Genomic DNA, 13395 nt, shown 5'->3' with positions numbered 1-13395 from the left:
GGCCGGAGGCTAGGGTGGCGACCGGGGCCTGTCGAGGGCCGGTTCGGGAACCGGTGAGGTGCCGGGACGGTGCAGGCGGATCGCGACCGGCCGGTGCGTCGCTCCCGCTTGCCCGGCGCGCCCCCTCCCGCCTAATGTGCGCCGCGATTTCTCTCCCCGGGAGGACACCATGAGCGAGCGGATCAAGGGCGTGATGGCCGCCGGCCTGACCGCCTTCAACGACGACCTGTCGATCGACGTTCAGGGCACCATCGCCCACAGCCGGTGGCTGCTCGCCAACGGCTGCGACGGCGTCCTGCTGTTCGGCACCACCGGCGAGGCCAACTCGCTGTCGCTGAAGGAGCGGCTGGACTTCCTGGACGCGCTCGCCGCCTCCGGCCTGCCGATGCACCGGATGATGATCGGGACCGGCTGCTGCGCCCTGCCGGACACCGTCGACCTGACGCGGAAGACCCTGGAGATCGGCATCGAATCGGCGCTGATGCTGCCGCCGTTCTACTACAAGAACCCGTCCGACGACGGCCTGTACGCCCATTTCGCGCGGGTGCTGGAGCAGGTCGCCGACCCCAGGCTCAAGGTCTATCTCTACCACTTCCCGCAGATGTCGGCGGTGCCGTTCGGCCACGAGCTGATCGGCCGCTTCCTGGCCGACTTCCCGGGCGTGTTCTGCGGCATCAAGGACAGCTCCGGCGACTTCGAGAACATGAAGGCGATGGCGGCCAAGTTCCCCGGCTTCGACGTGTTCGCCGGCACCGAGCGCTACCTGCTCGACACCCTCAGGGCCGGCGGCGTCGGCACCATCACCGCCACCGGCAACTGCACCTCGATGATGTGCGGCGCGGTCTACGCCGCCTGGAAGGCCGGGGCGCCGGACGCCGAGCGCCTGCAGGAGCAGCTGACCGCCCAGCGCCTGGCGCTGCAGGCCTACCCGGCGGCGGCCGGCCTGAAGGAACTGCTGGCCCGCGAGAGCGGCCGGCCGTCCTGGCGCAACGTGCGGGCGCCGTTCCTGCCGCTGCCGGCCGAGCGTGCCGAGCAGCTGGTGGCCGACATGAAGAAGGTCGACTTCCGGCTGCCGGCGATGGCGGCCTGACGGCCTGAGCCGATGACCATCGGGATCGCCGCCCGCGGCGCGTCCGCCGGCCGCGCGGTGCTGGCCGGGCTGGCCGCCGTCGAGGCGGTCGGATCCGGCGAGATCCGCGGCTTCGGGGTGTTCCGGGCGCTCGGTGCCGACGGCGTGCCGATCGACGCCGAGACCCAGGACGGCGGCCACGACGCGCTGGCCGCCGACCTCGCCCGCCGCGGCCTGCTGGAGCGGGCCGGGGCGGCGACCGTCGCGGCGCTGATCTCCAGCGGTCCGAACCGGCCCGAGCCGCTGACCCAGTTCCTGGCCGCCGGACCGGCCGGGCTGGTGACCGGGCACCGGCGGCCGGACCGGCCCGGCAGCGACGGGATCGCGGTCAACATCGCGGCGCTACGCCTGCTGGCGGACGGCACGACACCGCAGATCGCGGTCGCGGCCGTGCTCGACGCCAACCCCGAGCTCGACGCGGGCCTGATCGCGGTCACCGCCGCCGGCATCGGCATGGCCGAGACCGACCGGGTCCGGCGCCGTTGCGACCGCGGCTCGGCCCGGCTGACGGTGCGCGGCGGCGCCGCCGAGGTGGCGGTCCTGCACAACGCCATCCAGCCCTTCGAGGGCCTGGCGGCACTCGCCGCCGGGGCGGCGCGTACGGTGCTGGAGTCCGCCCTGCCGCTGCCGCCTGCGGTCCGGCTGACGGCCGGAATGACGGTCGAGGCCGGGTCCGAGGACGGCCTCTGGCTGGGCGCCGACGGCGCGGTCGCGCGGATCGTCAGCGCCAACCCGTCGCTCGCCGGTTTCGCCGGCTGGACCTCCGGCGCGGTGTATCTCGGGACTCCGGTGTACCGCGGCGGCGCCAGGGTCGGCGCCACCGTGTCCGAGGCCTATTGCCGGCTCGACGACGGCCGCATCGCGGAGGTCGCGCCAGCCTCCGACACCGTGAGCTGGCAGCCGGACTGACGCGCCCGTCGCTTCGTTGGTTCCGGCTCGACCGCGTCGAGGCGACGCGTCCGTCCGGAATGACGACAGGTTTGGAGGAGGCGCTTCTTCTCTCGTCGTCATTCCGGACCGGGTCGCCGGAGGCGAGACGGAGCCGGAACCCACGCAGCGTCCAGCAGCCGTCAGAACGGCCACATCACCGGGATCAGCCACACCGCGAGACCCGTCAGCAGCACCTCCAGCGGCAGCCCCATGCGCCAGTAGTCGCCGAACCGGTAGCCGCCGGGGCCCATGACCAGCAGGTTGTTCTGGTGACCGATCGGCGTCAGGAACGCCGCCGAGGCGCCGACCGCCACCGCCATCAGCATCGGATCCGGGTCGACGCCCAGCGCCGCCGCGATGCCGACGCCGATCGGCGCCATCACCACCGCGGTGGCGGCGTTGTTCATCACGTCGGACAGGGTCATGGTCAGCACCAGCACCAGCCCCAGCAGCACCCGCGGCGGCAGCTGGCCGGCCAGTGATGCCAGGCCCTCGGCCAGCAGCCGCGCCGCCCCGGTGCTGTCGAGCGCGCCGCCGACCGGGATCATGGCGGCCAGCAGCACGATCACCTGCCAGTCGATCGCCTCGTAGACCTCGCGCGCGCTCACGACACGCGCCAGGACCATGCCGAGCAGGGCCGCGACCAGCGAGACCGCGGCCGGGAACACGCCGAAGGCGGTCGCGCCCACGGCAGCCGCGAACAGCACCATGGGCACCAGCGCCCGCCCCGGCTGCAGTCCGATGCGCCGTTCGGCCAGCGGCAGGCAGCCGATGGCCCGCACCGCCTCCAGCAGCCCCTCACGCTCACCCTGCAGCAGCAGCACGTCGCCGGCGGCGAAGCGCTGGTCGCGCAGTCGACGCTCGAGGGTCGAGCCGGACCGCGCGATCGCCAGCAGATTCAGGCCGAAACGGGCGCGCAGGTCGATGGTCTTGGCGGTGCGGCCCTCGATCCAGGCGCGCGGCGGCACCACCACCTCCATCAGCGCCAGCGCCTCGCGCCCGACCAGCCCGCCGCCGTCGCTGCGCTCGAGCTCCTTGGCCGGCACCAGCTCGAAGCCGCGCGCCACCAGCGCCTGGATCGTCTCGGTCTCGCCCTCGGCGATCAGCACGTCACCCTGCTGCAGCACCGCATGGTGCAGCCGGCGCACCACCTGGTTCCAGCGACGGATCAGGGCGTCGATGACCGGCGGCTGCTCGACCTCCTTCAGCACCTCGCTGAGACGCCGGCCGATCACCGGCGAGCCCTCCGGGACCCGCAGCTCGGTCAGGTAGGCTTCGATGTCGAAGGGCTGGTCGTCGGTTCCGCCGCTGCGCCCGCGCACCGGCAGCAGCCGCCAGCCCACCAGGGTGACGAAGGCGATGCCCGCCAGCGCCAGCGGCACGCCGACCCAGGCGAAGTCGAACAGCCCGAAGCTGGAGCCGGCGACCTCCCGCCGGAAGCTGGACACCAGCAGGTTCGGCGGGGTGCCGATCAGCGTCGTCATGCCGCCGAGAATCGTCGCGAAGGCCAGCGGCATCAGCACGATGCCGGACCGGAAGCCGCCGCGCCGGGCCATCGACAGCGCCACCGGCATCAGCAGTGCCAGCGCGCCGACGTTGTTCATGAAGCCGGACAGCGCGCCGCCGAGGCCGCACAGCGCCGAGGTCTGGATCATGCGGTTGCCCGACAGTCGGCCGATCCGCGAGGCGATCAGGTCGATCACTCCGGTACGGCCGAGCGCCGCCGACAGCCCGAGCACCGCGGCGACCGTGATCACCGCCGGGTGCCCGAACCCGGCGAACGCCTCGCCGGCCGGCACCACCCCGATCGCGACGGAGACCGTCAGGGCCAGCAGGGCGATCACGTCGACCCGCAGCCGCCCCCACACGAACAGGGCAACCACCGCGACGAGCACGGTGAGGATGGCGGACTGGTCGAAGTTCATGGACGCCCTTGTGCCTCGATGGGGATCGCGACACCTTAACCGCGTCGACGACCCCGCGTCGCCCAACGCATTGCCGGAGCCGGGGGTTCCGGACTGGGGTTCCACCGGAGGGAGGGGGATGCCTGAGCTACGGCCCGTCGTGTTCATCGGCGGCATTCTGGTGCTCGTTCTCGCGGCGACCATGGCGGTGCCGGCGCTGGTGGAGCTGTGGCTCGAGGCCGACCACGCGCCGGAATACCTGCCCTGCGTGGCGGTGCCGGCATTCCTCGGCAGCGCCGCCATGCTGGCGTCGCGCGGCGGCCCGCTGAAGCTCGGCCTGCGCGAGGCCTACCTGCTGACCACCGGGCTGTGGGCCGTGCTGCCGATGGCGGCGTCGCTGCCGTTCATGTGGACGGTACCCAACCTGTCGCTGGCCGACGCCTATTTCGAGGCGGTCAGCGGGCTCACCACCACCGGCGCCACGGTGATCGCCGGGCTCGACGACCTGCCGCCCGGGGTACTGCTGTGGCGCTCGATGCTGCAGTGGATCGGCGGCATCGGCATCGTCATGATGGCGGTCGCCGTGCTGCCGCTGCTGAAGGTCGGCGGCATGCAGCTGATGAGCCGGGAGTCCTCCGACACTTCGGACAAGATCCTGGCCCGCCCGCGCGAGCTGGCGACCTGGCTGCTCAGCGTCTATCTCGGCATCACCCTGCTGGCGGCGATCAGCTACGGCCTGGCCGGGATGGACGGGTTCGACGCCCTGAACCACGCCATGACGACGGTCTCGACCGCCGGCTTCTCGACCCGCGACGCCTCGCTCGGCAGCTTCTCGCCGGCCGCCCAGTGGGTGTCGGTGGTGTTCATGCTGGCCGGCGCCGTGCCGTTCCTGCTGTATGTCCAGACCCTGCGCGGAACCTCGGGCTTCGTGCCGTGGAGCCAGATCCCGCCGATGCTCGGTGTCGTGGTGGTCGGCGGCCTGCTGCTGGCGTGGTCGGCGGTGCTGGCCGGCCACGACCCGCTGGACGCCCTGCGCCACGGCATCTTCTCGGTGACCTCGATCATCACCACGACCGGCTACGCCTCCTACGACTGGCAGGCCTGGGGGCCGTTCGCCGCCGCCCTGGCGCTGGTGCTGATGTTCTGCGGCGGCTGCACCGGGTCGACCACCGGCGGGGTGAAGATCTTCCGCTGGCAGATCCTGATCCGCCGCTTCCGGATCACCGTCCAGGAACTGATCCGGCCGCACCGGGTGGTCGCCCAGGTCTACCAGGGCCGACCGGTCGGGCCGGAGGTGGTGCAGGGGGTCATGGGCCTGGTGCTGCTGGTCGGCGGCGTCACGGCCCTGACCACGGTGGCGCTGGCGGCGACCGGTGTCGACCTGGTGACGGCGTTCTCGGCCGCCGCCGCGGCGGTCACCAATGTCGGGCCGGCGCTCGGCACCATCGCCGGGCCGGCCGGCAATTTCGGCCCGCTGCCGGACGCCGCCAAGTGGATCCTGGCGGTCGCCATGCTGCTCGGTCGGCTGGAACTGCTGACGGTTCTGGTGATGCTCGACCCGGATTTCTGGCGCCGCTGAGTCATCTGGTGGTGCGCCGTAGCCTGTTCGCAGTCGCAGCATAGGGGCTTGCGATTCGGGGCGGCCGGGAGCACTCTCCCGCCCGCCCGAGGACCTCGTCCGAGACCGGTCCTCCGTTCGAGGGTCCGTCGATGCCCGAATTCCGTCCCGTCGTGTTCATCGGCGGCATTCTCGTGCTGGTCCTGGCGGCCACCATGGTGGTGCCGGCTCTGGTCGAGCTGTGGCTGGACGCCGACCACGCGGCGGAATACCTGCCTTGCGTGGCGGTCCCGGCCTTCCTCGGCGCCGCCGCCATGCTGGCGACCCGCGGTACCCCGTTGAAGCTGGGGCTGCGCGAGGCCTACCTGCTGACCTCGGGGGTCTGGATCGTGCTGCCGCTGGTGGCCGCCCTGCCGTTCATGTGGACGGTGCCGAACCTGTCGCTGGCCGACGCCTATTTCGAGGCGGTCAGCGGGCTCACCACCACCGGCTCGACCGTGCTCACCGGGCTCGACGGCCTGCCGCCCGGGGTCCTGCTGTGGCGGTCGCTGCTGCAGTGGGTCGGCGGCATCGGCATCGTCGCCATGGCGGTCGCGGTGCTGCCGCTGCTGAAGGTCGGCGGCATGCAGCTGATGAAACGGGAATCCTCGGACACCTCGGACAAGATCCTGGCCCGCCCGCGCGAGATGGCGACCTGGCTGCTGGGCATCTATGTCGGCCTGACCGCGGTTTCGGCGATCGGCTACGGATTGGCCGGAATGAGCGGCTTCGAGGCCCTGAACCATGCCATGACCACGGTCTCGACCGGCGGCTACTCGACCCACGACATGTCGTTCGGCGCCTTCTCGGCGACCGCGCAGTGGCTGTCGGTGGTGTTCATGCTGGCCGGTGCGGTACCGTTCCTGCTCTACGTCCAGGTGGTGCGCGGCACCTCGGGCTTCGTGCCGTGGAGCCAGATCCCGCCGATGCTGGGCGTGGTGCTGGTCGGCGGGCTGATCCTGGCGTTCACGGCGACGCAGGCCGGCCTGGGCCTGCACGACTCGATCCGCCACGGCATCTTCACGGTGGCCTCGGTGATCACCACCACCGGCTACGCCTCCCACGACTACCAGCTGTGGGGGCCGCTGGCGGCCTCGACCGTGCTGATGCTGACGTTCTGCGGCGGCTGCACCGGCTCGACCGCCGGCGGCGTGAAGATCTTCCGCTGGCAGGTGCTGCTGCGGCGGTTCCACATCATCGTCCAGGAGATGATCCGACCGCACCGGGTGATCGCCCAGGTCTATCAGGGCCGGCCGGTCGGCCCGGAGGTGGTGCAGGGGGTCGGCGCCTTCATCCTGCTGCTCGGCGGCGTGACGTCGCTGACCACGGTGGCGCTGACCGCCACCGGGGTCGATTTGGTCACCGCCTTCTCGGGCGCCGCCACCGCGATCACCAATGTCGGGCCGGCGCTCGGCGGCATCGCCGGGCCGTCGGGCACCTTCGCGCCGCTGCCGGATGCCGCCAAGTGGATCCTGGCCTTCGCCATGCTGCTCGGCCGGCTGGAACTGCTGACCGTGCTGGTGATGCTGGACCCGGGCTTCTGGCGCCGCTGAGCGCCCGTCCGGCCGCCGCTCAGAGCCGCTTGCCGGTGACCGCGTCGAACAGGTGCAGATGCGCCGGGTCGGCGGCCAGTCCGACCATGGTGCCCATGGCCAGGGCCTGATGGCCCGGCACCCGGACCGTCATCAGGCCGCCCTCGCCCTTGCCGTCGACGCCGGAAGCCTCGCCGTACAGCAGGGTGTCGGCGCCGAGATGCTCGACCAGCTCGACCTCGAGCTTCAGCACCGCGTCGTCCGACGGGATCAGGTGCTCGGGCCGGACCCCGACGGTGACCTGGCGGTTCGGCTCGGCCTGCGGGCCGTCCATCGGCAGCACCAGCCGGGCGCCGTTGGACAGCAGCAGGTGGCGGCCGTCGGTATCGACCTGGGCCGGCAGGAAGTTCATCGCCGGCGAGCCGATGAAGCCGCCGACGAACACGCTGCTCGGGTGGTCGTAGAGCTCGATCGGCGTGCCGATCTGCTCGGCGACGCCGGCGTTCATGACCACCAGCCGGTCGGCCATGGTCATGGCCTCGATCTGATCGTGGGTGACGTAGACGCTGGTGGTGCCGAGCCGGCGCTGCAGCTGCTTGATCTCGACCCGCATCTGCACCCGCAGCTTGGCGTCCAGGTTGGACAGCGGCTCGTCGAACAGGAAGGCCGAGGGTTCGCGCACGATCGCCCGGCCCATGGCGACGCGCTGGCGCTGGCCGCCGGACAGCTGGCGCGGACGGCGGTCGAGCAGGCCGTTCAGCTGCAGGATGCCGGCCGCCTTCTGCACCCGCTCCTCGATCGCGGCCTTCGGGAATCCGCGGTTGCGCAGGCCGTAGGCCATGTTCTGGTAGACCGACATGTGCGGATACAGGGCGTAGTTCTGGAACACCATCGCGATGTCCCGGTCGGCCGGCTCCAGCTCGTTCACCACCCGGTCGCCGATCCGGATGGTACCGGCGCTGACGGTCTCCAGGCCGGCGATCATCCGCAGCAGGGTCGACTTGCCGCAGCCCGACGGGCCGACCAGCACGATGAACTCGCCGTCGGTCACCTCCAGGTCGATCCCGTGGATCGCCTTGAAGCCGTTCGGGTAGACCTTCTCGACGCCCGAAATCTGCAGTTCCGCCATACGCCGCGTTCCTATTTCTCGGTTTCTACCAGGCCTTTGACGAACAGCCGTTGCATGCCGATCACCACCGCCACCGGCGGCAGCATGGCGAGTACGGTCGCGGTCATCACCAGGTTCCACTGCGGCTCGATGTCGGCGACGTTCACCATGCGCTGGATGCCCATGACGATGGTGACGTAGCCCGGGTCGGTGGTGATCAGCAGCGGCCAGAGGTACTGGTTCCAGCCGTAGATGAACAGGATCACGAACAGCGCCGCGATGTTGGTGCGCGACAGCGGCAGCAGGATGTCGCGGAAGAACTTCATCGGCCCGGCGCCGTCGATCCGCGCCGCCTCGGTCAGCTCGTCCGGGACCGTCAGGAAGAACTGGCGGAACAGGAAGGTGGCGGTCGCCGAGGCGATCAGCGGCAGGGTCAGGCCGGCGTAGCTGTCGAGCATGCTGAGGTCGAGGTCGATCGTGAAGCCGGGCAGCACGATCTCGCTGCCTTCCATGCCAAGCAGGTTCAGCAGCTTGACGACCGGCGTGAAGACGTTGGCGATCACCTCGTAGGTCGGCAGGATCCGCACCTCGACCGGCAGCATCAGTGTGATGAAGATCACCCAGAAGCAGGTCATGCGGAACGGGAACTGGAAGTAGCAGATCGCGAAGGCGGCGATCAGCGAGATCGCGATCTTGCCGAGCGCGATGGTCAGCGCCATCACCAGACTGTTGAACAGCATCAGGGTGAGCGGCTGGCCGGAGACATGCTGCATGCCGGTGCTCAGCATCTGCGAGTAGTTCTCGACGGCGTGGCCGCCGAACCACATCGGGATCGGCGCGGTCAGCAGGTCCTCGCCGGCATGGGTCGAGGCCACGACCGCCACCCACAGCGGCAGCACCACGACGCCGATGCCGAGAATCAGCACGACATGGGAGACGACCGTCAGCCAGGGGCGGTTCTCGACCATGTCAGTACTCCACCCGTCGCTCGATATAGCGGAACTGCACCACGGTAAGCATCACCACGATGGCCATCAGGACCACCGACTGCGACGCCGACCCGCCGAGGTCCAGGCCGATGAAGCCGTCGTTGAACACCTTGTAGACCAGCGTGTTGGTCGAGCCGGCCGGGCCGCCGCGGGTGGTCGCGTGAATCGTGCCGAAGGTGTCGAAGAAGGCGTAGACGATGTTGACCACCAGCAGGAAGAAGGTGGTCGGGCTCAGCAGCGGGAAGATGATCGTCCAGAACCGCTTGAGCGGCGACGCGCCGTCGATCGCGGCCGCCTCGATGAGCGAGCGCGGGATCGCCTGCAGGCCGGCCAGGAAGAACAGGAAGTTGTAGCTGATCTGCTTCCACGCCGCGGCGATGACCACCAGCATCAGCGCGTCGCTGCCATGGATCTGGTGGTTCCAGTCGTAGCCGAACAGCGTGCGCAGCAGCCAGGCGTTGATCCCGACCGCCGGGTTGAACATGAAGTACCAGAGCACGCCCGCGACCGCCGGCGCCACCGCATAGGGCCAGATCAGCAGGGTCTTGTAGGTCGTGGCCCCCTTGATGATGCGGTCGGCCATCACCGCCAGCAGCAGCGCGAACGACAGCGACAGCCCGGCCACCGCCACGCTGAACACCATCGTGATCTCGAAGGACTCCAGATAGTACGGGTCGGAGAACAGGTAGGCGAAGTTGTCGAGCCCGACGAACTCGACGCGCAGCCCGAAGGCGTCCTGCTGCAGCACCGACTGGTACAGCGCCTGGCTGGCCGGCCAGATGAAGAACACCAGCGTGATCAGCAGCTGCGGCGCCAGCAGGGCGTAGGGCAGCCACTTGTGCCGGAAGGTAACGCGCTTGATCACGACGGCGGACCCGCTGCTCTTTCGACGGCATGGAATGACGCCGCACGGGGCCCGGGGGCCCCGTGCGCGCGCCGGTCAGCGGATCCGGTCAGGAGCCGCTGTTCTCCTTCTCGAACTTGCGGAGCATGGCATTGCCGCGCTCCACCATCGAGTCGAGGGCCTGCTGGGCGGTCTTCTTGCCGGACCACACCGACTCCAGCTCCTCGTTGAACAGGTCGCGGATCTGCACGAAGTTGCCGAACCGCAGGCCCTTGGAGTTCGCGGTCGGCGCCTTCATGGTCATCTGCTTGATCGACACGTCGGTGCCCGGGTTCTTCTCGTAGAAGCCCTGCTTCTTGCTCAGCTCGTAGGCCGCCGTGGTGATCGGCAGGTAGCCGGTGAACTGGTGCCAGTCGGCCTGGACCTCGGCCGAGGACAGGTAGTTGAAGAACGCCGCGACGCCCTTGTACTCGGCCGCCTTGTGGCCCTGCAGCACCCACAGGGTGGCGCCGCCGATGATCGAGTTCTGCGGCGCGCCCGCCGCGTCCGGCCAGTACGGCAGCATGCCGACGCCGAACTCGAAGTCCTTGGCGTTGGCCTTGATTCCGGCCTGGGCGGCCGAGCTGTTCATGTACATGGCGCACTCCTGATTGTAGAACTTCGGAGCGCTGTCGGACCGCTGCCCGCCGTAGTCGAAGATCTTGGTCTTCTGCCACTCGGCGAGCTGGGCGATGTGCTTCACATGCAGCGGGCTGTTGATCTTGAACTCGGTGTCGAGACCGGCGAAGCCGTTCTCCTTGGTGCCGATCGGCACGTTGTGCCAGGCCGAGAAGTTCTCGATCTGCACCCAGCTCTGCCAGCCGGTGGTGAACCCGCACGCCATGCCGGCGGCCTGCAGCTTCTTGGAGAACTCGCCGACCTCGGGCCAGGTCTTCGGCGGCGTGTTCGGATCCAGGCCGGCCTTCGCGAAGGCGGTCTTGTTGTAGTACAGGACCGGCGTCGAGCTGTTGAACGGCATCGACAGCATGTTGCCGTCGGTGTCCGAGTAGTAGCCGGTGACGGACGGCAGGTAGGCGCCCGGATCGAACTCGGCGCCGGCGTCCTTCATGAGCTGGTAGACCGGATAGATCGCGCCCTTGGCCGCCATCATGGTGGCGGTGCCGACCTCGAACACCTGCACGATGTGCGGCTGCTTCTTGGCCCGGAACGCGGCGATCGCGCCGGTCATGGTCTCGGTGTAGTTGCCCTTGTAGACGGGCACCACCTTGTAGTCCTTCTGGCTGGCGTTGAAGCCGGCGGCGATCGACTCGACCTTCTCGCCGAGCTTGCCGCCCATCGCGTGCCACCACTGGACCTCGGTCTGCGCGAATGCCTGACCCGCGGCGGTCAGGGCAAAGGCGCCCGCCGCCACGGCGGCGAGTTTCCGGTGAAACGTCATGAAATCGTCTCCCTTTTGGGGGTTGTCGTCAGCAATCGGGACGGATCGTCCCCCACGATCCGGCCATCCCTTCCATAGTAGTCGAAGCGTGCGGCGCGTCCATCCGAGATTTTCGGATTCGAACACCGGATCGCCGCCAGTTCCGGCTGCTCCCGGGGACACGCGCACGCTCGGTCGGAACGGCCCGGCGCGCAGGGTTGGCGCGACCCTATTGGCGGTCGATGACCGATCGGTGAAGTGTTTGTGACGCTTCCGTTAATCCACACGATCCTACGGCCGGCGCCGACCACCGGCGTGCCGTCGGCGGCCAGCGCGCAGCCCGGGGGTTTGACGGGACAGCATATAGTTGATATCAACTTAATAATATCGGGAACACCACTTGCCGAGGGAGGTCGGAATGGCGACGCGAGTCCTGCTGTTGATCGGGACCAAGAAGGGTGCGTTCATTTTCGAAAGCGACCGTGATCGCCGCGACTGGACCCTGCGCGGCCCGTTCTGCGAATCCTGGCCGATCAACCACGTCGCCGGCGACCCGACGACCGGCACGGTGTGGGCCGGCGGCGGCAACGAGTGGTTCGGGCCCGCGGTGTGGCGGACCGACGACCTGGGCGCCAGCTGGAGCCACTCCAGCGACGGCCTGGCCTATGCGGCCGGCGAGGAGCCGATCAAGGCGGTCTGGAGCCTGGCTCCGGCCCGGCAGGCCGGCGGACCGCTGTATGCCGGGGTGCAGCCCGCCGGCCTGTTCCGCAGCGACGACGACGGCGCGACCTGGTTCCACGTCGCCGGCCTGCGCGAGCACCCCAGCCGTCCCGACTGGCAGCCGGGCGGCGGCGGGCTGATCCTTCACACCCTGGTCCCGCACCCTGAGGACGACCGCCGCCTCTGGGTCGGCATCTCGACGGCCGGGGTGTTCCATACCGCCGACGGCGGCGCCACCTGGGAGCCGCGCAACCACGGCACGCGCTGCGACTTCATGCCCGAGGGCATGCGCTACCCCGAGGTCGGCCAGTGCGTGCACTGCCTGGTGATGGCGCCGGGCCTGCCGGAGCGGCTGTACCAGCAGAACCACTGCGGCATGTACCGCAGCGACGACGGCGGCCGGCAGTGGCACAGCGTCGAGGCCGGCCTGCCGTCGAGTTTCGGCTTCCCGGCGGCCGCCCATCCGCGCGACCCGGACACCCTGTACCTGTTGCCGCTGAACGGCGACACCGCCGGCCGCACCGTGCCGGACGCCAGCGCCGCGGTCTGGCGCACCCGCGACGGCGGCGCGACCTGGCAGGACCTGCGCCGCGGCCTGCCCCAGGAGAACGTGTATTTCGGGGTGCTGCGCCAGGCCATGGCGACCGACCGGCTGGACCCCGCCGGGGTGTATTTCGGCAGCAGCTCCGGGTCGCTCTACGCCAGTGCCGACGAGGGCGAGGGCTGGGCTTGCATCGCCGAGCACCTGCCGACCATCCTGTCGGTCGAGACCATGGTGCTGGAGGGCTGACCGTGACGGCGTCCGCGAACCCGCCGGCGAACACCCCGGGCGTGGTGGCGATCCTGCCGGGGGTGCTGCAGCGGCTGTTCCCCGGCGCGCCCCGGCGCGTCGAGCTGCGGGCCGCCTGCGTGGCCGAGGCGATCGACGGCCTGGACGCGCGCTGGCCGGGCATGGCCGATCGCATCCGCGACTCCCGCCCGGCGATCCGCCGGCACATGAACGTGTTCGTCGACGGCGAGCGCGCGGCGCTCGAGACGCGGCTGCGCGAGGGATCGACGGTGATCGTGATGACCGCGGTCAGCGGGGGCTGACGGCCGTCTTGACCGGCAGGGCAGGGCTCACCAATGAAAGGGTGTTCCCTACCTGGAGGTGCCGGTGAGAGGCCGGATAGCGCGGCGGTCTCCGCGGAACCGAGACGGCTGATGTCGACCGCCCCGGGCAACG

11 protein-coding genes are annotated in these 13395 nt (G+C 70.0%); 6 read left to right on the top strand and 5 right to left on the bottom strand.

The window, feature by feature from the left end; genetic code table 11:
* The first annotated feature begins 169 nt into the window (after positions 1–169).
* Positions 170–1090, top strand: a complete 921-nt coding sequence (locus RIC31_RS12375; protein ID WP_350107483.1) for a dihydrodipicolinate synthase family protein — start codon at positions 170–172, stop codon at positions 1088–1090.
* Between the two features lie 12 nt (positions 1091–1102).
* Positions 1103–2038, top strand: coding sequence for a DUF6963 family protein (locus RIC31_RS12370; protein ID WP_350107480.1), 936 nt, complete (start codon positions 1103–1105; stop codon positions 2036–2038).
* Positions 2039–2199: 161 nt separating this feature from the next.
* Here the strand turns inward: RIC31_RS12370 and RIC31_RS12365 are convergent, their stop codons facing one another.
* Positions 2200–3984, bottom strand: coding sequence for an SLC13 family permease (locus RIC31_RS12365; RefSeq protein ID WP_350107477.1), 1785 nt, complete (start codon positions 3982–3984; stop codon positions 2200–2202).
* A 118-nt stretch (positions 3985–4102) separates the two neighbouring features.
* On the opposite strand from RIC31_RS12365, the gene RIC31_RS12360 reads away from it, so the two are divergent.
* Together RIC31_RS12360 and RIC31_RS12355 are read left to right on the top strand one after the other, a co-directional pair.
* Positions 4103–5542: a TrkH family potassium uptake protein gene (locus RIC31_RS12360; RefSeq protein WP_350107474.1), complete on the top strand. Its 1440-nt coding sequence runs from the start codon at positions 4103–4105 to the stop codon at positions 5540–5542.
* A 131-nt stretch (positions 5543–5673) separates the two neighbouring features.
* The gene (locus tag RIC31_RS12355) at positions 5674–7113 is read left to right on the top strand and encodes a TrkH family potassium uptake protein (RefSeq protein WP_350107471.1); all 1440 of its coding nucleotides are present in this window, start codon (positions 5674–5676) and stop codon (positions 7111–7113) included.
* A gap of 19 nt (positions 7114–7132) precedes the next feature.
* Here RIC31_RS12355 and RIC31_RS12350 read toward each other — a convergent pair whose 3' ends face one another.
* The 4 genes from RIC31_RS12350 to ugpB form a co-directional block, all read right to left on the bottom strand.
* Entirely contained in the window at positions 7133–8221 is a 1089-nt protein-coding gene (locus RIC31_RS12350) for a sn-glycerol-3-phosphate import ATP-binding protein UgpC (protein WP_350107468.1), read from the bottom strand.
* 11 nt (positions 8222–8232) lie between these two features.
* Positions 8233–9168, bottom strand: coding sequence for an ABC transporter permease subunit (locus RIC31_RS12345; protein WP_350107465.1), 936 nt, complete (start codon positions 9166–9168; stop codon positions 8233–8235).
* 1 nt (position 9169) lies between these two features.
* Entirely contained in the window at positions 9170–10054 is an 885-nt protein-coding gene (gene ugpA / locus RIC31_RS12340) for a sn-glycerol-3-phosphate ABC transporter permease UgpA (RefSeq protein WP_350107462.1), read from the bottom strand.
* Positions 10055–10142: 88 nt separating this feature from the next.
* Complete coding sequence (gene ugpB, locus RIC31_RS12335) at positions 10143–11471, bottom strand: sn-glycerol-3-phosphate ABC transporter substrate-binding protein UgpB (protein WP_350107460.1); 1329 nt, start codon at positions 11469–11471, stop codon at positions 10143–10145.
* 397 nt (positions 11472–11868) lie between these two features.
* Between ugpB and RIC31_RS12330 the strand changes: the two genes are divergently transcribed.
* Together RIC31_RS12330 and RIC31_RS12325 are read left to right on the top strand one after the other, a co-directional pair.
* Positions 11869–12960 (top strand): WD40/YVTN/BNR-like repeat-containing protein, encoded by a 1092-nt coding sequence (locus RIC31_RS12330; RefSeq protein WP_350107457.1) that lies wholly within the window; start codon positions 11869–11871, stop codon positions 12958–12960.
* Between the two features lie 2 nt (positions 12961–12962).
* The gene (locus RIC31_RS12325; protein WP_350107454.1) at positions 12963–13262 is read left to right on the top strand and encodes a MoaD/ThiS family protein; all 300 of its coding nucleotides are present in this window, start codon (positions 12963–12965) and stop codon (positions 13260–13262) included.
* Positions 13263–13395 lie beyond the last annotated feature (133 nt).

Source organism: Thalassobaculum sp., assembly GCF_040219615.1.
Taxonomy (GTDB): domain Bacteria; phylum Pseudomonadota; class Alphaproteobacteria; order Thalassobaculales; family Thalassobaculaceae; genus Thalassobaculum_A.
This window is presented reverse-complemented; position numbering and strand designations above follow the sequence as displayed.